At 53.9% G+C, this 20,348-nt stretch carries 23 protein-coding genes; 5 read left to right on the plus strand and 18 right to left on the minus strand.

The window, feature by feature from the left end; all coding sequences use genetic code 11:
- Positions 1-508 precede the first annotated feature (508 nt).
- Positions 509-1,012, plus strand: coding sequence for a hypothetical protein (locus tag BMW46_RS08500; protein WP_074707191.1), 504 nt, complete (start codon positions 509-511; stop codon positions 1,010-1,012).
- A 117-nt stretch (positions 1,013-1,129) separates the two neighbouring features.
- The gene (locus tag BMW46_RS08505) at positions 1,130-1,477 is read left to right on the plus strand and encodes a cupredoxin domain-containing protein (protein WP_256377011.1); all 348 of its coding nucleotides are present in this window, start codon (positions 1,130-1,132) and stop codon (positions 1,475-1,477) included.
- Between the two features lie 42 nt (positions 1,478-1,519).
- Here the strand turns inward: BMW46_RS08505 and uvrB are convergent, their stop codons facing one another.
- Positions 1,520-3,607 carry an excinuclease ABC subunit UvrB gene (gene uvrB / locus BMW46_RS08510; RefSeq protein ID WP_074707196.1) on the minus strand — a complete coding sequence of 696 codons (2,088 nt, stop codon included), beginning with the start codon at positions 3,605-3,607 and terminating at the stop codon, positions 1,520-1,522.
- A 332-nt stretch (positions 3,608-3,939) separates the two neighbouring features.
- On the opposite strand from uvrB, the gene BMW46_RS08515 reads away from it, so the two are divergent.
- Entirely contained in the window at positions 3,940-5,133 is a 1,194-nt protein-coding gene (locus tag BMW46_RS08515) for a pyridoxal phosphate-dependent aminotransferase (protein WP_074707198.1), read from the plus strand.
- Positions 5,134-5,180: 47 nt separating this feature from the next.
- Here the strand turns inward: BMW46_RS08515 and BMW46_RS08520 are convergent, their stop codons facing one another.
- Positions 5,181-6,269: a hypothetical protein gene (locus BMW46_RS08520; RefSeq protein ID WP_074707201.1), complete on the minus strand. Its 1,089-nt coding sequence runs from the start codon at positions 6,267-6,269 to the stop codon at positions 5,181-5,183.
- A 269-nt stretch (positions 6,270-6,538) separates the two neighbouring features.
- Entirely contained in the window at positions 6,539-6,763 is a 225-nt protein-coding gene (locus BMW46_RS15575; RefSeq protein ID WP_218141775.1) for a hypothetical protein, read from the minus strand.
- A 6-nt stretch (positions 6,764-6,769) separates the two neighbouring features.
- Here BMW46_RS15575 and BMW46_RS15580 point away from each other — a divergent pair, with 6 nt between their 5' ends.
- Complete coding sequence (locus BMW46_RS15580) at positions 6,770-7,183, plus strand: hypothetical protein (protein WP_218141776.1); 414 nt, start codon at positions 6,770-6,772, stop codon at positions 7,181-7,183.
- 2 nt (positions 7,184-7,185) lie between these two features.
- Here BMW46_RS15580 and fliR read toward each other — a convergent pair whose 3' ends face one another.
- The 13 genes from fliR to fliF form a co-directional block, all read right to left on the minus strand.
- Positions 7,186-7,968, minus strand: coding sequence for a flagellar biosynthetic protein FliR (gene fliR / locus BMW46_RS08530; protein WP_074707206.1), 783 nt, complete (start codon positions 7,966-7,968; stop codon positions 7,186-7,188).
- A 113-nt stretch (positions 7,969-8,081) separates the two neighbouring features.
- Positions 8,082-8,351 carry a flagellar biosynthesis protein FliQ gene (gene fliQ / locus BMW46_RS08535; RefSeq protein WP_074707210.1) on the minus strand — a complete coding sequence of 90 codons (270 nt, stop codon included), beginning with the start codon at positions 8,349-8,351 and terminating at the stop codon, positions 8,082-8,084.
- Between the two features lie 45 nt (positions 8,352-8,396).
- Positions 8,397-9,173, minus strand: a complete 777-nt coding sequence (gene fliP / locus BMW46_RS08540; RefSeq protein WP_143121437.1) for a flagellar type III secretion system pore protein FliP — start codon at positions 9,171-9,173, stop codon at positions 8,397-8,399.
- Position 9,174: 1 nt separating this feature from the next.
- Positions 9,175-9,654, minus strand: coding sequence for a flagellar biosynthetic protein FliO (gene fliO / locus BMW46_RS08545; RefSeq protein WP_081355741.1), 480 nt, complete (start codon positions 9,652-9,654; stop codon positions 9,175-9,177).
- 2 nt (positions 9,655-9,656) lie between these two features.
- Positions 9,657-10,112 carry a flagellar motor switch protein FliN gene (fliN, locus tag BMW46_RS08550; protein ID WP_143121438.1) on the minus strand — a complete coding sequence of 152 codons (456 nt, stop codon included), beginning with the start codon at positions 10,110-10,112 and terminating at the stop codon, positions 9,657-9,659.
- The gene (gene fliM, locus BMW46_RS08555; RefSeq protein WP_074707214.1) at positions 10,109-11,086 is read right to left on the minus strand and encodes a flagellar motor switch protein FliM; all 978 of its coding nucleotides are present in this window, start codon (positions 11,084-11,086) and stop codon (positions 10,109-10,111) included. The genes fliN and fliM overlap by 4 nt, the downstream gene beginning before the upstream one ends.
- A gap of 4 nt (positions 11,087-11,090) precedes the next feature.
- Positions 11,091-11,543, minus strand: a complete 453-nt coding sequence (gene fliL / locus BMW46_RS08560; protein WP_256377012.1) for a flagellar basal body-associated protein FliL — start codon at positions 11,541-11,543, stop codon at positions 11,091-11,093.
- A 234-nt stretch (positions 11,544-11,777) separates the two neighbouring features.
- Complete coding sequence (locus tag BMW46_RS08565; RefSeq protein WP_218141777.1) at positions 11,778-13,133, minus strand: flagellar hook-length control protein FliK; 1,356 nt, start codon at positions 13,131-13,133, stop codon at positions 11,778-11,780.
- 101 nt (positions 13,134-13,234) lie between these two features.
- Positions 13,235-13,681, minus strand: coding sequence for a flagellar export protein FliJ (gene fliJ, locus BMW46_RS08570; RefSeq protein WP_074707222.1), 447 nt, complete (start codon positions 13,679-13,681; stop codon positions 13,235-13,237).
- 23 nt (positions 13,682-13,704) lie between these two features.
- A complete protein-coding gene (fliI, locus tag BMW46_RS08575; RefSeq protein WP_074707224.1) occupies positions 13,705-15,117 on the minus strand; it encodes a flagellar protein export ATPase FliI in 1,413 nt (470 codons plus the stop codon).
- On the minus strand, positions 15,117-15,872 hold the full coding sequence (locus BMW46_RS08580; protein WP_081355742.1) for a flagellar assembly protein FliH: 756 nt from the start codon (positions 15,870-15,872) through the stop codon (positions 15,117-15,119). Before BMW46_RS08580 ends, fliI begins: the two co-directional genes overlap by 1 nt.
- Positions 15,869-16,867: a flagellar motor switch protein FliG gene (fliG, locus tag BMW46_RS08585; RefSeq protein WP_074707227.1), complete on the minus strand. Its 999-nt coding sequence runs from the start codon at positions 16,865-16,867 to the stop codon at positions 15,869-15,871. The genes BMW46_RS08580 and fliG overlap by 4 nt, the downstream gene beginning before the upstream one ends.
- Positions 16,860-18,566: a flagellar basal-body MS-ring/collar protein FliF gene (gene fliF, locus BMW46_RS08590; protein WP_081355749.1), complete on the minus strand. Its 1,707-nt coding sequence runs from the start codon at positions 18,564-18,566 to the stop codon at positions 16,860-16,862. The genes fliG and fliF overlap by 8 nt, the downstream gene beginning before the upstream one ends.
- A gap of 215 nt (positions 18,567-18,781) precedes the next feature.
- On the opposite strand from fliF, the gene fliE reads away from it, so the two are divergent.
- Positions 18,782-19,129, plus strand: a complete 348-nt coding sequence (fliE, locus tag BMW46_RS08595) for a flagellar hook-basal body complex protein FliE (RefSeq protein ID WP_074707400.1) — start codon at positions 18,782-18,784, stop codon at positions 19,127-19,129.
- Here fliE and BMW46_RS08600 read toward each other — a convergent pair.
- Together BMW46_RS08600 and fliK are read right to left on the minus strand one after the other, a co-directional pair.
- Positions 19,126-19,431, minus strand: coding sequence for an EscU/YscU/HrcU family type III secretion system export apparatus switch protein (locus BMW46_RS08600; protein WP_074707230.1), 306 nt, complete (start codon positions 19,429-19,431; stop codon positions 19,126-19,128). The genes fliE and BMW46_RS08600 overlap by 4 nt on opposite strands.
- Positions 19,409-20,314, minus strand: coding sequence for a flagellar hook-length control protein FliK (fliK, locus tag BMW46_RS08605; protein WP_074707233.1), 906 nt, complete (start codon positions 20,312-20,314; stop codon positions 19,409-19,411). Before fliK ends, BMW46_RS08600 begins: the two co-directional genes overlap by 23 nt.
- Between the last annotated feature and the right edge of the window lie 34 nt (positions 20,315-20,348).

Consider the following 20,348-nt stretch of genomic DNA (forward strand, 5'->3'; position numbering starts at 1 on the left):
TCCGCCCAGACACTGTCAGCATTACTCGATCAATAGTACGAGCCGGGCAGCCTTATTGCGAGTTCAATATTCTGCCCATCGAAGCATCAAAACCGTACACCGGATAATCGCCTCATAGATTATGAGCGAATGCAGCAAGAAAATTCATTTATGTGCGCCTGCGCACAGAAACCATAGTCAGACTAAGGGAAAATGACACTCAGGCATCCGCTTTTTTCTCCCTCTTGTAGTGGATGCCACTGACCCGGTAAAGGCCAACTACTCCTTACCGGGTCTCTTTTTTGTATCCTTCACTTTCCAGTCCTTCCTGATATCCCTCATCTCATGCCCCGCCCAGATGCTCGTGGCGCACCTACCTGTAGAAGAAGCCTGTAAAAGAGAAAGAAGTGCGTGATAAATGGGAAAGCAAATACTTAAATGCGGCGGGTTTTTTTTCTGAAATCATCATTCTATAATCCCTCAGAAATCCATTATCCCTCAAAAATTCCATTCACTGAAAGGAGCTGATATGCGACTCATCGTTGTGGCTATCTCCATGGTGTGGATTACAGGTGCTCTCGCGGAAGATGTGCCGCTGACATTTCAACAACCCGACCCTCAAAGTAAATTCCGCGATGCACAACTTCATGTAAGAGAATTGATGAAAGCAGGCCGCTATAAGGAGGCCTCGGAATATATGGCCGAATATCAAAGGCTTTCCTGCGCGGCTTCGGAGCAGAAAGCGGGACGAAGCATAGTAGAAGGCGCTGCTATCTGTGCCCGCAAATATGATCATGGGGGAATGAGCGGCGGCAACGTATTGCGGCAGCAGGATCGGAACATGGCAGATTCATTATCCTCAAATACTGTGGCGCCCGGAATTACAGTAATGCAACGGCCTGTTCCCGGTACTCCCACAGTATTGGATGGCTCGACACCCTCCCTTTTTCTTTTCGATCCCCGAAATGATCCTGCAACGGGCAGCCGCCCTCGCGATGATGCGCCGGCAGATCCCTGGACGGGGACGCGCTGAAGCACGTTCCTGAAAACCCGAAAAGTCTGCACCCGCTTTTCGGGGAAAATTTCCCGTTGGAACCGGGGAGATTGGGGTGTATTATTGCGCGGCTATTATTTACTGAGGAGAGTCGTTTTGAAGACAACTTATCTTGCGACAGCTTTTTTTATTGGCATCCTATTTTTCAGCCCACTGCCCGCCCTTGCGGAAGCCGGCACGGGCGCGCCGGCGGCCGGGGCAGCGACAGGAATGCCAGCCAATGAAGGCAAGGTTCTCTCTACCCTGGATGCCCCGGGCTATACCTATATGGAGTTGGCGAATACCGAGAAACGTTTCTGGATCGCCGCGCCAACGATGCGGGTTAAAGTGGGTGACCGGGTACGTTTCGATCAAAGTCTCGTCATGAAAAATTTCAACAGCAAGACTCACAATCGTACCTTCAAGGAAATTATTTTTGCGAACTCGGCCACCGTGATCAATTAGCGCAGAAAAAGCGTGTTGACGCTTCCCGGCTTTAATCTATCGCTATCTCACCGCTCTTGGCAGCTTTCCCCGGAATTTCGCCGCGCCCGCCCCTTTCTCATCCTCGGGTTCCACAAATCCTACAAAGAGCTTGTTTTTTAATTTTTTTAATTCATCCCGATATTCCGCCGCCTTCTCGAATTCGAGATTTTTTGCTGCCTCGTGCATCTGTTTTTCCAGTGACTTGATTTCTTTTGCCAACTGCGTCTCGCTCATGGCTTCATACCGCGCCTGCGTTTGCGCTGCCTTAAGCTGCTGCTGGGCTGTTTCCATGCTGTAAACACCGTCAATCAGGTCCTTGACGCGCTTATGCACGCTTCGCGGCGTAATACCATGTGCCTGATTGAACAGGATCTGCCTGTTGCGCCGTCGCTCGGTCTCATCCATTGCACGCCGCATGGAGTCAGTAATCCTGTCCGCATAAAGAAGTGCAGTGCCATTGATGTGACGCGCTGCACGACCGATAGTCTGTATCAATGAACGCTCTGAACGAAGAAAGCCCTCCTTGTCCGCATCCAGTATGGCTACCAGCGACACCTCCGGCATATCCAGCCCCTCACGCAACAGATTGATGCCGACCAGTACATCGAATTTTCCCAGTCTCAGGTCACGCACAATCTCTACCCTTTCCACCGTATCGATATCGGAATGCAGATACCGCACTCTGATTCCGTGGTCGGCAAAATAGTCGGTCAGGTCCTCGGCCATACGTTTGGTGAGCGTCGTTACCAGCACCCGCTCATCCTTTGCTGTACGCAGCCTTACTTCCGACATCAGATCGTCCACCTGAGTGCTGGCCGGTCTAACTTCGATCTGCGGGTCTACGAGACCTGTGGGCCGCACCACCTGCTCGACAACCTGTCCGCTGTGTATCTTTTCGAACTCCGCCGGCGTCGCGGATACAAACACCGTTTGCGGCATGATTTTCCTGAATTCATCGAACCGGAGGGGACGGTTATCCAGCGCTGAAGGCAGGCGAAACCCATAATCGACAAGATTTTCCTTGCGAGCCCGATCACCCTTGTACATTCCTCCGACTTGCGGAACCGTCACGTGGCTCTCATCGATCACCATCAGCGTTCGGGGTGGGAGGTAATCCATCAAGGTGGGCGGCGGCTCCCCCGGTTTTTTTCCCGACAAATGGCGCGAATAGTTCTCGATGCCTTTGCAGAAACCCAGTTCGTTGAGCATTTCCAGATCGAAACGGGTGCGTTGTTCGATGCGCTGCAGCTCCACCAGCTTGTTGTGCTGATGGAAAAAATCCATGCGTTCCCTCAACTCGGTCTTGATTGTCTCAATGGCGCGCAAGGTGGTGCTCCTTGGCGTCACGTAATGGCTGGAAGGATAAACGGTATAGCGCGATACCTTTCTCGAGGTGCGACCGGTAAGAGGATCGAACAATGTCATGCTTTCCACCTCGTCATCAAACAGGGAAACACGCACGGCGGTTTCCGAGCTTTCCGCGGGAAAGATGTCGAGCACATCTCCCCTCACCCGGAAGGTTCCCCGGCTGAACTCGAATTCATTACGCTCGTACTGCATTTCTGTCAAACGCTGTATTGCCTGCCTTTGCGTGATCTTTTCATGCTCCCGCAGATGGAGGATCATTCCGTGATAATCTACAGGATCGCCTATCCCATAGATGCACGACACCGTGGCGACGATGATGGCGTCGTCCCGCTCGAGCAGCGCCTTGGTAGCGGACAGGCGCATCTGCTCGATATGCTCGTTGATTGCGGAATCTTTCTCGATAAAAAGGTCCCGCGACGGGACATACGCTTCCGGCTGATAATAGTCGTAATACGATACAAAGTACTCGACGGCATTTTCCGGGAAAAACTCCCGCATTTCCGCATACAACTGCGCCGCCAGAGTCTTGTTTGGCGCCATGATAATCGCGGGACGTCCCAGCCGCGCAATGACATTGGCCATCGTAAAGGTCTTGCCGGAGCCCGTCACTCCCAGCAGTGTCTGGAATGCCAGCCCGTCCTCTATTCCCTCCACCAGTTTTTCGATCGCTGAAGACTGATCGCCTGCGGGCTGAAATAACTGGTTGAGCTTATAAGGGCTATTGGGAAAGGTAATAATCACGGGTATAATCCAAATCCATCGTTGTCTACGGTTTTTCAGTTAATTCCATGACTTGCAGCATTGCTTCTGCTTCGGCTGACTCCTCGTCAAACTGGAGAAGTGGATTGCGTATTTTTCGCAAGTATGCGCGATGCAGTCGGTCAGATGGAGCTATCCGGGGATTGCAAGAGAGAACCGGTTACCCCGCTCCACTTCATCATGTTTCAAATCTCAAGCCTCATCAAAAGGCAGGCGTTTTTCCATCTCCTCCAACCACCGCATGTAGCATCACCCGCGACTTGATGGCTGATTTTATCACGCAGCACAAGTGCCATTAGCATAAGGACATTATTGTGGAACTCTCAAAGCGCGTTCAGGCCATCAAGCCCTCCCCTACTCTGGCTGTCACTGCCCGAGCCGCACGCCTGAAAGCGGAAGGCAAGGATATTATCGGACTGGGCGCTGGCGAGCCCGATTTCGATACCCCCCAGCACATCAAGGATGCTGCGGTTGCCGCGATTCACCGCGGTTTTACGAAATATACGGCTGTTGGTGGAACACCCGCCCTCAAGAATGCGATCATCGCCAAGTTCAAGCGCGAAAATGGCTTCGACTATACTGCGGGACAAATTCTGGTTTCGTGCGGAGGCAAGCAAAGCTTTTTCAATCTCACACTGTCTGTCATCAATCCTGGGGATGAGGTCATCATACCGGCGCCCTACTGGGTCTCTTATCCTGACATCGTCCTGATCGCCGAAGGCAAGCCAGTCATTGTCGAGGCGGGTATCGAGCAGGGTTTCAAAATTACAGCGGCTCAGCTTGAGAAAGCCATTACACCGAAAACCCGGATGTTCGTCATCAACAGCCCCAGTAATCCCTCTGGCGGTGTCTACACGCTGGACGAACTCAAGGCATTGGGAGAAGTTCTACTCAGGCATCCCCATATCCTGATTGCCACGGATGACATGTACGAGCATATCCTGCTATCGGAGGGCAAGTTCGTCAATATTCTGAATGCATGTCCAGGCCTCTATCCCCGCACAGTGGTGCTTAACGGGGTTTCGAAGGCATATGCCATGACAGGCTGGCGAATCGGTTATTGCGCAGGTCCCGCTCACATCATCACCGCAATGGAGAATGTCCAGTCGCAGAGCACTTCAAACCCTGCCTCTATTTCCCAGGTGGCGGCTGAAACAGCGCTGAATGGCGATCAATCCTGTATCACACCAATGGTGGAAGCGTTCCGGCAGCGGAACCGTTTCGTGACTGATGCCCTCAATGGTATCGCCGGCATCCGTTGCCTGCTGTCCGAGGGAGCATTCTACGCATTTGCCGATGCACGGGAAGCAATTGCACGTTTGCACGGTAACGGGATGATCAAGGATGGCAGCGATATCGCCTTTAGCGAATATCTGCTGGAACAGGGGGGTGTCGCGGTGGTGCCAGGCTCCGCTTTTGGGAGTGAAGGCTACATCAGGCTCTCCTTTGCCACCGCAATGTCCAACCTGGAGGGCGCGCTAGGACGCATGGCAAAGCTGCTGGGCTGAAAATCTTCCACACTTGAATGTGACCTTCCGCCCCGCCCGAAGTTTTCTTACCAATAACCGGGTGGAATCATGTAAAGCCCCGTGTCCCACGCCCACTGGCGAACAGGATTCTCGGTCATCGCGTCCCTGTCATCCGGCTGCGCCTTCCAGTGGAAATCACACACGCTCCCGTTATGTCCCACGAAGGTATGCAGACCCCCATTCGCCACTCCTACGAAGAATGGCGCATTTTCCAGTTTTTCCAGTAACGCCTCAGTTTTGCTGTCCGGCGTTACCCCCCGGTAACCGGAAACGACTGCATCGCAGCGAACGCCGGTAGATCCGGAAACTGGAGACTTCCAGATGCGCGCACCCGCCTTTGCCATGTTCAGAGCCCCGAGTTTCTCGCGCTCATCCGCAGCAGAAAGGTCTTCGGCTGTGCGCGGGCTATAAAACACGGCGCTCCACCCATCCTCTTGCAGTTCTTCACAAAGGACAGTACCGCGCAAATCTGCCCCCTTTACCCGGGCGTTTATTTCTGCAAAACGCGCCCCATGACCCGCCCCTTCATAGGCTGCCTTCACATTCTCCATCACCCATCCAATACACGAACTTTCACGCAGGCGTGTTTCCCCTCCTGAGGGTTTTTCTATCGTGATGTATCCCGGTTCAATCGATCCCATTCGCCAGTTGCCCATGCTCATGGCGTCAATCTGTGTCCGCAGCCCAGCCTGGTCTCCTCTTAGAATGTCGTCATGGAACTGGGAATGGTCCCCATAATACAAGCCGATGCCCGTGCGTTCGATCGCCGTTTTATGCGCGTTGCTATTGTTCGTGATACTCCTGTCACCCAGTTCCGCAAGCATCTTCCAGTTTATCGGCTCACCCGTCGCCGGCTCAGTGCCTCTTGTTCCGGCAAACAACCACTCGGCAATCGCCACGGCGGGAGGATCGGAAATGGTATTGACATTCCCGTCGTGATCATAGTTGTCGATAATTTCCCAGAGTCTCTCGAGGTTTGGAAGACTGCCCTCCATCATCTCGTCAGCCGGCAATCCTCTCAGGTTCAGATCCGGGTAGGACTGCCTCAACGCGCTGGTGTTGATCAATTTTCCCTTGAGGCGATTAATAAAAGTGGCATGATCGAGCGTGGTCATTTTTCCCCCTAATTGACACGAACGCCTACCGATTCTGGCGACGACGTCATTGATTCATTTCTGCTTTCCGTTTTTTTAATTTAGCAGCAGATAAGGAAAATTCAATCCACAAGGTTGACGTGGAAAGTTGCACATTATAGATTGGCGGCATGTCCGAATTTTTTACCCTCTCTTTGACGTGAGATTTCAATAATTGATGCGCCAATGATTATTAAAAGGAGCTTAAATTGAAAGTAGCTCGCACAACGCTGATAAAGCGCTTTATAGCTTCAATCACCGCCGGTATGGCCACGCTGGCGCCCGTTTCTGACACCGGGGCAGCGCTTTTCTCGGTAAGCGCGGTCATACAGGAGCAGATCGGTTTTGATGCTGGATGCGCCTCCCATATGGGAGGCGCAATCTCCGGCAGTGGAATTTCGTCTTTCGGCGCGGTTTCCCTCGCAGCCAAGGACTGCATCACGCCCGCCGCAGATTTCAGTTATTTTTCCTTTCAAGGAAAGATGACATTTGCCTTTTTCGGTGGAGATCAAATTTTTGCCGATTACTGGGGGCAGTTCGTTCCTTCCAGCCCATCCATATTTACGTTAAAGACCTCCTTCTTCGATATAACAGGGGGAACAGGACGCTTCCAGAACGCAGATGGAGGTGAAAATCTAGGAAGGCTATACGGAACAGAAGTTATCTCCTCAGACTTCTCAAGCGGCTGGGGTCTTATCCAAGTTACAGGAGATATAACCGGTTTGAAGAAAAGCAAGAAAGGAACGGAATCAAGTCTCGAACTTCTCGATCTTGCAGACCCTGCCGATGGAAACGTTATCGTTGCAATCAACGAGCTTCCGGAATCAGATTCCCTGGCCCTGCTCGGTATCGGTCTTGCCAGCCTTGCCTTCGTTCGTCGTAAGGTAAACCGCTGAGTTCAACGGGCGTTTTGCGCCACCTCCAGCATCGTTTGCAATCCTTCAGTGATCAATCGCTCGAGCACCGGGGTAAAGTGCGGAAGCGACAGCATGAGCCCTGACATTCCAACCGTCAGGGTAATCGGAAAACCTACCGCGAAGATGTTCAGTTGGGGCGACGCGCGGGTCAGAATGCCCAGCGCGAGGTTGACAATCAATAATGCCGCGACCACCGGCAACGCAAGTTGCAGGCCGACGCTAAAAATAATACTCCCCCACTCCGCCAGCCTTTTCCATCCCATATTTGAAAAGGGTTCGGTGGAGATCGGGAAGGCGTTGAAGCTGTCGATCAGCGCAGACAGCATCAACAGATGGCCGTTGAATGATAAAAATGCGAGCGTTCCCAGCAGGCCCAGGAAACGCCCCAGAACAAGACTGCTGCCATCGCTGTGAGGCGTAAAAAACGTAGCAAATCCCAGACCCATCTGCAAGCCTGCAATTTCTCCCGCCAATTCAATCGCACTAAAGATGATGCGCATGGCAAAGCCCATTGCCAGTCCGATCATGATCTGCTGACCGAGAACCAGCAGGCCGGGAGCCGATGCCAACTCGATATTTGGCATGGGTTCGAGGGTGGGCGCCACGACCAGCGCGACGAGGATACCCAATCCCACTTTCACCCTGACAGGAACTGCAAGATTTCCCAATACCGGAGCTACCGAAAGGAGCGCCAGAATACGGGCAGCAGGCCAGAAAAAGGAAATGAGCCACGCATTGAGATCGGCCGAGTTGAGCGTGATCATTTAACAATAATGGAATTCTGCTTTATCCCCCCGGTCCAGGAAGTGTTGGAGGCGGGGTGTGACAAGCAAGATGCCGCTCTCGTCTGTCTTTTTCGGGATAGTCCTGACAACAACTATCCGATCACTCCGGGAATTCCTTCCAGCACCTGCCTCATATAGTCGAGCAGCACCGAAAGCATCCACGGTCCTGCAAACACCAGCATGGCAAACAGGACCACGAGTTTGGGAATGAAAGACAGAGTCATCTCATTGATCTGGGTGGCAGCCTGAAAGATGCTGACCAGTAGTCCGGTGACGAGTGCAGCCAGTAACAAGGGAGCGGAAACCATCAATGTAACTTCCATTGCTTTTTGGCCGAGTGTCATTACGCTTTCAGGTGTCATGGTTCTTTTCCATCATCTCGTCCAGTGGATAAATATGTTGCATCCTTAATAAAAGCTCTCTGCCAGCGAGCCGATCAGCATATGCCATCCATCGACCAGCACGAAGAGCATGATCTTGAAAGGCAGTGCAACGAGAGCTGGCGATACCATCATCATTCCCATCGACATGAGCACCGATGCCACGACCATGTCAATGATCAGAAAAGGAATGAATACTGCGAAGCCGATTTGAAATGCGGTTTTCAACTCACTGGTAACAAAGGCCGGAACAAGCACCCGAAGGGATACTTCTTCCGGTCCGTTCAACTGAGGTCTACCCGAGAGTTTGACGAACAGCGCAAGATCGGTCTCCCGAGTTTGTTTCAGCATGAAAGCCTTGAGCGGCACGGCGCCCTTCTCCAATGCCTGCTCCATCGTCATCCTGTTTTCCACATAAGGTTGGTATGCGTCCTGATAAATCTTGTCGAATACCGGACTCATGACGAAAAAAGTCAGGAACAGCGCCAATCCGACGAGCACCTGGTTGGGTGGCGAGGATTGGGTGCCAAGGGCCTGCCGCAGCAGCGAAAGGACAATGATGACGCGGGTAAAACCCGTCATCATCAGGAGCACCGCTGGCAGAAATGTCAGTGATGTGAGCAGCAGCAGTGTTTGCAGGCTCAATGAATAAGTTTGTCCACCACGGGGTGCAGGCGTGCTGCTAAAGGCAGGAAATCCTCCCTTTGCCTGTGCCAGCGCGACCACAGGCGTAGTCAGCAATAGGGCTGCGACCATGATCCCGTAGGCAATATGTATGCTGGATCGGGATTTTTTATCTGACATGCTATTCACCATGCTTTTCTGCCAACCGCTTCAGCCAGCCTGAAAAATTCGAATCTTTTCCAACATGCCCCGGCGTCCCGGAGACATGGAGCGTGCTTGCGCCAATGTCGCCTTTGGGCATGCTATGCAATACCGTTACGTGTCCGGGTGCGACACCAACGACAAGCCAGGTTTCGGCCACTTCGACCACAACGACGCGCTCGCGTTGTCCCACCGCCGATCCCCCGATTATCCGGACCACCCCTGCCTGACCCCTGTATACTCCACCCATGCGCTTGAGCAGCCATGCGCAACCTGCGATCACAGCGAGCACTACTCCCAACCCGAGCATGACCTGCAAGGGACTGCCACTGGAAGTAACTGTGCTGTCGCTCGCCCCAATCGCCATGGCCGGTGAGGCGAAATGCCAGAGCGCTGCCGCTAAAAGAGGATTACGGAGCACCGCTTGAAGCAAAAACGGGTTCTGATGTTTTCTTTTCACGATTAGCGGTTTAATTTGCGTATCCGTTCACTCGGCTTGATGATATCGGTCAGGCGTATACCAAACTTCTCATTGACCACGACAACTTCGCCCTGGGCAATCAGGTAGCCGTTCACCAGAACATCCATTGGCTCCCCTGCCAGCCCATCCAGTTCCACCACCGAACCCTGTGCCAACTGCAGCAGGTTCTTGATGGCGATTTTGGTGCGTCCCAATTGCACTGTGAGTTGAACCGGTATATCCATGATCATGTCAATATCGTTCTGGACCTGCACCTTTTGCGCGTCCTGGAATTGCTCGAATATCTGTCCCGCGCCAGTCTCCCCGGCCGCAATTGTCTCATCCTGGTCCGCCCGCGTTCGAGCGGTGGAATTGGCTGGTGTTACAGACACTTTCATCTCCTCAGTCTTATTTACAAAGGGCCGCCTGGACAGATCGCGGCGTTCAACTTCACTCATTCACTGCTCCCGGAAGCGAGCATTTTCTCCATACGCAAGGCGTAGCGGCCATTCGAAATTCCATACTTGCATTCCATGACCGGCACCCCATCCACGCTTGCAGTAACGAATTCCGGAATATCCAGGGGAATAACGTCCCCAACCTTCATATTCAGGATCTGATCGAGCCTGACCTGGGCATGCGTCAGATTTACCAGTAGCGTCACCTCAGCGGACTGTACCTGTTTCGACAGTCGACCAACCCAGCGTTTATCCACTTCCAAGGCTTCGCCTTGCACACTGCTCGACAGCAGATCGCGGATCGGTTCGAGAATGGAATAGGGCATACAGATGTGCATTTCTCCAATCACGGAACCAAAATTAACCTCGAAGGTGGTTGCAACCACCACTTCATTGGGTGTCGCCACATTGGCAAACTGGGTATTCGTCTCTGCCCGCACGTATTCGAATTCAATCGGATAAACCGGATTCCACGATTTGCCATAGCTGTCGAAGACCAGGTTGAGTAAGCGCTGGATAATGCGCTGCTCCGTCTGGGTAAAGTCGCGGCCTTCTGTCTTGGGAAGAAAGCGCCCATCTCCACCAAACAGGCTGTCAACCACCAGAAATACCAGTGTGGGGTCGAATACAAACAGCGAAGTGCCGCGTAAAGGTTTTATATGCACGAGATTCAGGTTGCTTGGCACCGCAAGGTTATGCACGAATTCACTGAATTTGATAACCCTTACCGGTCCCGCAGTGACATTTGCGCTGCGACGCATGAAATTGAACAGTCCGAGACGCAGGAGGCGCGCAAAACGCTCATTGATGATTTCGAGGGTGGGCATGCGCCCCCGTACGATGCGCTCCTGTGTCGCCAGGTTGTAGGGGCGAAAACCGGGATTAGCCGTACTCTGTTCGATTGTCGTGGATCCACTGCTCACTCCCCTGAGAAGAGCATCCACCTCCTCACGCGAAAGGAAGTCCTCTCTCATGGAGCTACTGAATCACGAAAGAAGTAAAAAGCACGTTCTCAACCGATCCTGTCACACGCTCCTCGCTGAACTGGTGATTTATCTCGGCAGTGAGTTCAGAGGCAAGCTTCTTTTTTCCCTCGGTACTCGAAATCTGCGTGGCTGTCTTGCCCGAAAGTAACAGCAGCACGCGGTTGCGTACTTCCGGCATATGCAATTTGACTAAATCCACCACACTTTCGTCTTCGACCTTCAAGGTAAGATTGGTTTGGAGATGCTGCTCGCTGTGCTCCGGCTGGAGATTGACAGTAAAGGTTTCCAGATTGAGAAACACAGGAGGTTTAGGCTTCGGCAGCGCGCCTGTCCCATTGTAGACCTGGCTGAAATACCATCCTGCACCGCCGCCTCCTGCTCCCAGTAATAGGGCGCACGCCGTGATAATCAGAACGAGCCTGCCTTTCCCGGATTTCTGCTCCAATTTTACTTCCCTCGGATCTTTACTTTGCTTATTTGGTCTGACTGCCATGTTTGTGCTCTGTTAGCCGTTTTACGCTTGCGCAGGAGGCATTATTGAACTGATGCCCCGCCTTCAATGTGAGAAACAAACGGGAAAAAACAGGTTATCTCGAAATTTGGAGATTGGGAGATTGCAGTCTTCGACGTCACGAACAGAAATTCTCTATACCTGGCTTGGTTACAAACCGCACCCAAACTATGCAAAGGTATCCACGAGCTGGTGTCCGCGAATATCAGCAGTGCCGCGACTCATTCCGAGGCTTGTTCCTGCTGAGGCGATCCGGCTTTCTTCCTGCCGATAATGAGACCTTGCACTATTTTGCCTTTCGAAATCTCCTTGCTGCCGGGATCCCTGATCACTGACTGTTGCATTGCCCAGATTGATTCCGCTTTCTGCCATCATTTCCTTCAGCCGGGGCAGCGCCGCTTCGAGTGCTTGCCGAACCTCGGGGTTCTGGGATACGAATGCTGCGCTGGCCTGATCGCTGTTTACGGACAGGACGACTTGCAGCGGTCCCAGATCAGCGGGGTTCAGATTGAGCTCGGCGATCTGATGTTGGTGAGATACCATCCAGAGTACTCTCTGACCCAGGGCATTATCCCAACTGCCTGTGCCCACGCGCGGTTCCAGCCTGAGCAAAGAAGGATCGCGCAGATCTGCGGTGCCGGGCACTGTACCTAGGTCGCCTATCAGAGGCCCTGGAGATGGGGGCGGAGTCAGGAGTTCGTGGGACACGACGGATGCAGCTAATGCGGGGAGCGAAGAAGTATCGCTCCCTGCGGTTGAGCCTGGGTGCAGATGTGCAACATCCGGCAGGAAATCACCAATGCTGCTGGACATTCCCGCCAGCCTGCTCTCTGAGGAGGCCGACTCAGAATGAGACATCTCGCGCACCGCGACTCCTGTGAACTTCATATCTTTGGGTAGTTTCACGCCTGCCCCAGGGGCAGATACGAGTCTGGAGGAAGCGATTCGAGCAGTCGCCCCTCCCTCCCGAGAGTCTCCCCCAATGGCAGAACTCAGGTGCATTCCCGCCTCCATGACCTGCGCTACGCTGACAATGGCCTCTCCCGATGCCGGCCCCGAGGGGTCGGATGACTTTGCGTCTCCCCCAGCCTGCGCCTCGTGTCCTATTGATGCAGGCGAAATGATCCGGTCGGCAGCAGACCGATGCGTATCGTTTGCACTCCTCTGACCGAATGCAGCGTCAGGCTGCTGCTGGACCAGCATACCGGCAGGGGTTCGAGTTTCAATTCCGGTGACAGAGTGAGAGAGCTGAAACCCGCCGGCCAGCATTTCAGGGGTGATACTCCCTTCTTTGCCCCTGCGATCTTCCTGAGCCTCTGCCTCAGCGTCCATATCTTCAGAACCTTTCAGGGACGGATTTCCGGATATGCTAAGACCGTTTCCGGTCGCATTCGCCGTCGGGCCCACCTGCGGATCGCTAGCGCCTGTATCCGATGCTTCATCATCACCGCTCACTTCGGCAGCAAGCAGTTTGTGGAAATCGGACGCATCCGATTTCTGGATGACGCTTTTCGATTCGGTCAAAGTATCCTTGGCGGGATGCAAAGCGGTGCTCGATGATACAGATAGCATAGGCTGCTCTCGGAATTCGATTTTTCAGGAGTTTATTATCTTGTATGGTTCAACTATGTCGAGCCAGACCGGATAGCCGCACTGCTCGCCCACTCGTCTGTTTCCCGCTGCTCGCGCTTTGCCTGGTGGGCCAGCTGGATCTGCCTGTGACGCTGCGCCAAAGTGTCATAAGAGTTAAGAACACGCCGCTCCGATTGCCACACGACCTCACCGGCAGCGACACGCTGCCGCATGAGCGCCAGCGCTTCCTGTTGCTGGGAAATCGCAGCGTCGAGCTTGTCGATGAATTCATGATAATTTCGCCATCCTGCCGCTGTGAGGCCTTGCTGCATGGAAGCTCGAAAGCGGGCCCGGTATTCGTCCGAATACTGTGTCAGCAAAACCAGCTTGGCTTCCATGTCCAGGCCTTGAGCGTTTAAAAATCCCAATCTTCGGGCGGCATCATCCGTGCGGGTCTGTGCCAGTTCGATAAGGGTTTCCAATGCAGAAGTTTTCGGCATGATCAGGCAACAGCTAATTGAGATTAATTGGGGTTTGAAGCCAGCAGAGCTTCCAGGCTTCGGGTACTCTCTTCATACCCTGCGCGCTCCACCATGGTTTGTTGAAGAAAATGTTCGAGTTTTGGATACAAGGCAATCGCCCGGTCCAGCAACCTGTCATTCCCCGGGGAATATGCTCCTACGCTGATCAGGTCGCGCGAACGCTGGTAGCGTGAAAAAAGCTGCTTGAAATTACGCACCTGCTCAAAATATTCAGGCGAGATCAGGCTGGTCATGGCGCGACTGATGGAGGCTTCGATATCGATGGCAGGATAATGCCCGCTTTCCGCCAGTTGCCGCGAAAGCACGATGTGACCATCCAGAATCGCCCTTGCCGCATCCGCGATGGGGTCCTGCTGATCGTCCCCTTCGGCTAACACTGTATAAAAAGCGGTGATCGAACCGCTGCCTTTGACTCCATTCCCCGCCCTTTCCACCAATTGCGGCAGTTTAGCGAATACTGAAGGCGGATACCCTTTGGTCGCGGGGGGCTCCCCGATCGCCAGCGCGATCTCACGCTGCGCCATTGCATAGCGGGTGAGTGAGTCCATGATCAATAGAACATTTTTTCCCTGGTCCCGAAAGTATTCAGCGACAGAAGTCGCATAGGATGCACCCTGCAATCTCATCAGGGGCCAGGTATCCGCGGGTGCTGCCACTACCACCGAACGTGCCAATCCTTCAGCACCCAGGATTTGCTCGATGAAATCCTTGACCTCTCTTCCGCGCTCACCAATCAATCCCACGACAATGATATCGGCGCTGGTATAGCGCGCCATCATGCCGAGCAGGACGCTCTTTCCCACGCCGGAACCGGCAAAAAGGCCCATGCGCTGGCCGCGCCCCACCGTAAGCAGGGCGTTTATCGCGCGCACCCCTACATCAAGGACCTCGCTGATCGGTTCCCGATTGAGCGGGTTGATGGGCGAACCCGTGGGCGAAGCCGAACGTTCCACTTCTAACGAGCCAAGGTCATCCAGAGGACGTCCCGTGCCATCCACCACCCTTCCCAGTAGCGCTTCTCCCACTGGAAATCGGCTGATCTGATCAGACGCTCGGCGCCGCCGGCGGGATGCGCTGCCCGGGTTAGAGAGCACGCCGGTGCGATCCCACGGCACGACCTTGGCACCGGGCGCCAATCCGAACATGCCATGCGCTGGCATCAGGTAAAGCCTGTCACCATGAAAACCCACCACCTCGGCCTCCATGCTGTTACCGTTGGGCATCAGTATGGTGCATCCACTGCCCACAGCCAGCTTGAGGCCCGTTGCCTCCATTATCAATCCGGTAACACGTGTGAGACTTCCGGAAATCTGGAAGGGCGGCGACACCCCGGCCAGCCCACTGCAGTTTTTGAGAAATCCTTGCCATCGGTCGGTATGGGATAAGGTTTCCATCAATGACGCTCCAGCCAGTCATTATGTTGCGCCAGCGCCTGCGTTATGCGCCGCCAGCGTGTCGACACAGTGGCATCGATATCGCTGGGTCCCACCCTGACCCGGCATCCTCCCCGCTCCAGACGAGGATCGAGGTTAATGACGCAATGGTCAAGCTCCTGATTCAGGTGGGTGCGTACCAGGGCAGCATCATCCGGGTGCAAGAATAGCTGTGCCGGCTGACCGAGTACCGGCTCAGACTGGATACATTCGCGAACAACCGCGAAAACAAGTTCCGGTTTCACCCGCAATGCCTCACGCACCATCTCTTTGGCGACGTCGAGTGCAAGGGAAAGTAGAGCATTGCAAATCTGCTGATCAGCACTTGCCAAGGCTTCCTGGAGACCGCCAAATGCCGCCGTCAATTGCCCGGCTTCAAAGCTGGCACGCTCGCGGCCAGCATCGTAACCAGCTTTCATGCCAGCTTCCCGGCCAGTTTCATAGCCTGCGTCATAACCTTCCTGGCGGGCCTCCTGATGAATTTTTTCGATTTCCTCGACTGTAGGCAGCGCAACCTGTATTTGCTCAGGCATTGTCTCGTCTTTGGTATCCACTGAAGTGTCAGCCGGCCCTTCGAGCACTACGCCTTGCTCCAGGACATCCATTTCCCAGCGACGATAGGCCGACAAATCTTCCTTGAGAATGATCTGGTTTGCCCGAGACGTCATTCTTGGTCTTTCGCCGAAAGTTTTTGCCTGCGCACCAACCTTACTCATACGTAGCTTTCTTCGTTCTTGCTGCCGAACACGATTTGCCCCTCATCTGCGAGTCGCCGGACGACCTGTAATATCTGCTTCTGATGGTTTTCAACTTCGCTTACTCTTACGGGTCCCATCGCTTCGAGGTCTTCACGCAGGATTTCAGATGCACGTTTCGACATATTCTTGAAAATCCTTTCACGCAGATCCCAGGCTGCGCCTTTCAGCGCGATCACCAGGATGTCAGATTGAATTTCCCGCAGCAGCATCTGAATTCCACGATCGTCAATATCCATGAGATTCTCGAATACAATCATCTGATCCATTATTTTTTGCGCCAGATCCGCGTCGAATTCCCGCAGATTATCAAGCACCGACGTTTCCGCGGCGCTACCCATGAAGTTGATGATTTCCGCCGCGGTACGAATGCCGCCCACTGAGCTTTTGTTGATATTTTCACTGCCGGACAACAAATCGGTCAGCACTGTATTGAGTTCGCGCAATGCGGAAGGCTGAATGCCCTCGAGCGTGGCGATACGCAGCAGGACATCATTGCGAAGCTGCTCGCTCAATTGCCCAAGAATTTCACTGGCCTGGTGACGATCGAGGTGGACGAGAATGGTAGCAATGATCTGCGGGTGCTCCCCCTTGATGAGTTCCGCGACTGACTGCGAGTCAACCCACTTGAGTCCTTCGATTCCACTCGTGTCATGTCCCTCGAGAATGCGGCTGATGTTGTCTGTCGACTTATCTTCATCCAAAGCTCTTTCGAGCACCGTCCGCGCGTAGTTTTCCGGATCGACATCCAGAAGAAGCGGCTCGTGCATGACCCGGCCGCAAAAATCGCTCAGAACACTATCGACCTGCTCCCGGCTCAGGTTCCTGAGCTTGGCCATCGCAGCGCCGAGTTTTTGTACCTCCAGCTGATTGAGATGTTTCAGTACCTGCACCGCCTCGTCTTCTCCCAATGACAAGAGCAGAACTGCACTCTTGTAGATGCCCTCCTCATTCATGACCCGCCACCCATTGCTTAACGACGTTTGCCACCAGCTTCGGCTCTTTTTTTGCAAGCTGGCGCGCGAGCGTCAGTCTTTGCTCGTATTCGGAAGGTTGGGCCGCAGGTTTCAATGCGGGAACGGGTTGCACATCCTGGTCATCGTTCCTGGATTCCGTCAACAACGGGGGTTCCGGCTGGTTGATGCGCTGGAGCGAGGGACGTAGCACACCTAGCACCAGATACAGAATCAGGCCGCCAATCAGAAGTGTTTTTCCGATCTGTTGAGCCAGTTCAACGGCCTCGGGCTGTTTCCACAATGGGAGCTCTGGCGCTGCTTCCCGTTCCACACCTGTGAAATGACTGTTGACCACGTTCAATGTATCCCCGCGTTCCCTGCTGAATCCCACCGCCTCTTTCACCAGATCTGTAATCTGGGATTTTTCCACCTCGCTCAGGGGCTTGGCGCTGACAACACCATTCTCGTCCACAACTTTGCGGTGGTTGACCACGACTGCAACAGAAAGTCTTTTTATACCGCCGACCGGTTTGCGCACATGCTGGATTGTTTTATCGACTTCATAATTGAGGGTTGCATCCTTGCGCGTGCTGCTTGGGGCGCGGGATTGGGATGTAGTTGCTCCGGGAGGTACTGGCGGCGGCGTGGTAACCGGAGCGGTTGCCGGAACCGGAGGCTGATTGGAAAGCGCGCCCGGAACGCCGCCTTCATTCTGAGTACCCACACTCGTGGATTCCGAAGTCTGCTGGCTGCGAATCGTGGAGCCTGCAGGGTCCTGGTTGGGTCTGTATGTTTCGCTGGTTTGTTCGGAGTGTGCAAAATCCACCTCAGCCGCGACCTGGGCACGAACATTTTCCTGTCCCACGATGGGAATCAGAATCGCCTCGATCCGCTTGATATAGCTTTGCTCCAACGCATGCAAGTACTTGAGCTGAGCTGGATCCAGTCCCGTATTGGCATTCGATTCATCGATCCTGGTCAATAAATCGCCTTGTTGATCCACTATCGTCACATTCTTAACATGCAGATTGGGGACGCTGCTGGAAACGAGGTGGACGATCGCATTGACCTGCTGGGGATCGAGCGCGCGGCCGGGATAGAGATTCACCAGCACGGATGCGCTCGGTTTCTGTTGCTCCCGCATAAATACCGATTGCTTCGGGATCGCCAGATGGACCCTGGCGCTGTCGACAGCTGCCAACGCCTGGACGGAACGGGCCAGTTCACCTTCCAGCGCACGCTGAAAATTGACCTGCTCAAGAAACTGGCTGGTACCAAACTTCTGGTTTTCCATCAGCTCGAAACCTACCAGGCCTCCTCTTGGCAACCCCTGGGACGCAAGTTTGAGGCGAGTGTCGTGCACCTGACTTGATGGGACGAGTATCGCTCCGCCGCCTTCGGCAAATTTGTAGGGCACATTCATTTGCTGGAGGGATGCGATGATTGCGCCGCCATCACCGTCGGAGACATTGCTGAACAGCACCTTGTAGTCCGGTCCCTGAGTCCACATCCATCCGGCCGCCAGCAACGCAACCACGGAAGAAACGGTCAGCATGAGACCGATTTTCTGCTGGCTGGATAATCGCGTCAGAAAGCTTTGCAGTCGACCCTGAACACTGCTTACCGCGCCATTGACCGCGTTGTTTGCGGCGCTGTTCATTGCGCTGTTAATTGTTGTGGCATTCGCACCCGCTGTCACCTGTTTCTCCCCAGTCCTGTGCTCCAGATCGAATCGCGTTTCTTTGTCATATATGGGATAGGCGTATCTTGGCAAACCTCTTGAGAGTCGCCATTATCACCATGGCTGCAGCTTTCAATGCGGGAAAAAGAAACTGGTTTTGCGGCCTTTTCAAAAAACGGAACACAGGAGAGAGTGCTATCTTGTATACCTTTCAAAAGTACTTGCCGGAAACCATGGATATTTCAAACATAGATTCGATGCTCACCCAGCTACGCGCAGGCGCTGCGCTTGCTGGCGGCAAAGCGGGTTCAGTCGGGACAATAGCGAATGGAGACGAAACTGGAAGTGAAGCGGGACGTGTCGATTTCGCAACCGTATTCAGGAGATCGCTGGATCATGTCAATAACGGTCAACAGCATGCATCTAAGCTTGCCAGAGATTTTGAATTGGGCGCGCCCGAGGCCAATCTGACTGAAGCAATGATCTCGCTGCAGAAAGCATCCATCTCGTTTCAGTACACTGTGCAAGTACGCAACAAGCTGGTTGCAGCCTATCAGGATATTATGAATATGCCGGTTTAGGAGCTGACCGGGATTGATGGGGACTCCTCACTGCTCTGATCCCCGGCTTCCATCTTGTAAAGCCATGCGAGCAATTCCGCCACCGCCCGGTAGAGCTGCGGGGGAATATGCTGATCCAGATCCACCTGCATGAGCAAGGACACCAGTTCCGGAGATTCATGAACGAAAACTCCGTGTCTTCGTGCCTCCCGAATAATATTTTCCGCAACCAGACCGCGTCCCTTGGCAACAATCTGCGGGGCATGGTCGCCGGTGCGATACGCCAGCGCAACGGCAGCCTCAGATCGATTCAGCCTTTTCATCCGCCTCAATACCCATACTCGATAATCTGATTCCCGCCGAATCCAATCCTGCGACGAGGTATCCTACCCCTGCCCGCAGGATCGCGGCTGATGATTCGGTTGCAGCAAGACGAACCTCGACTCCGGACTCACCCAGCCTCAGAACTGCGCTGATGGATCCCAGATTCGGTAGCGTAAGACGTACACTGGTTTTCCATACGGCACACTGTGCAGCCCTGCTCCTTTCCGTGTCGCCCATCTTTTCTTTGACTGTATCCCACTCAATAGTCTGGCCGGGCCAGATCTCGCCTTGCCATTGAAGATGCCCGCTTTCCAGAACATCCAGTTGCTGCCGCAAGAGTGCTTGAGTATCGCGATGCATGGGATTCAAATAATCCTGATGCGGGTGAGCTGCCAAACGAAGCTCGCCTCCCGGTGAAGCCGGGGGTGGAGCAGTACCGGGCGACTGCAAGAGGTTTTCCGATAAACGCCCCTGCGGTTCCAGCAGCAGGCTTGCCAATGATCTTTTGCCGGCCACCCACTGCATCAGATGGAACTCATAAAACAACCCGCTTGAACTTATTGCTTGCATCAATCCTTGAGCGAGTTGCGTATGCTGCCCCGGCGTAACCTCACGTGGTGGCGCGGACAGTAATGGCGCCGCCTCCGGCTGCGCAGATCGACTGACAGAAGGAAGTGGAAGCGGCTGCTGGAGCAGTGTGCTGATGAAACGTCCGATTTCACTCAACTGAGGAGTCAATGCTTGAGAGTCAAGCACGAGCCCGAACGTGGGCTTTGGCGCGCGGGACAGGAAAATCAGATTGAAGGTTTCGCCCAAGTGCGCACTCCGGGGCAATTTCATCTGTAACACCTGCCCATCCTGCTCCTCCCGGTCGTACAGCATTACGACGAATTCGTTATTGGGAAGCAGGGCTTGT

Source organism: Nitrosospira multiformis (genome assembly GCF_900111585.1).
Taxonomy (GTDB): Bacteria; Pseudomonadota; Gammaproteobacteria; order Burkholderiales; family Nitrosomonadaceae; genus Nitrosospira; species Nitrosospira multiformis_B.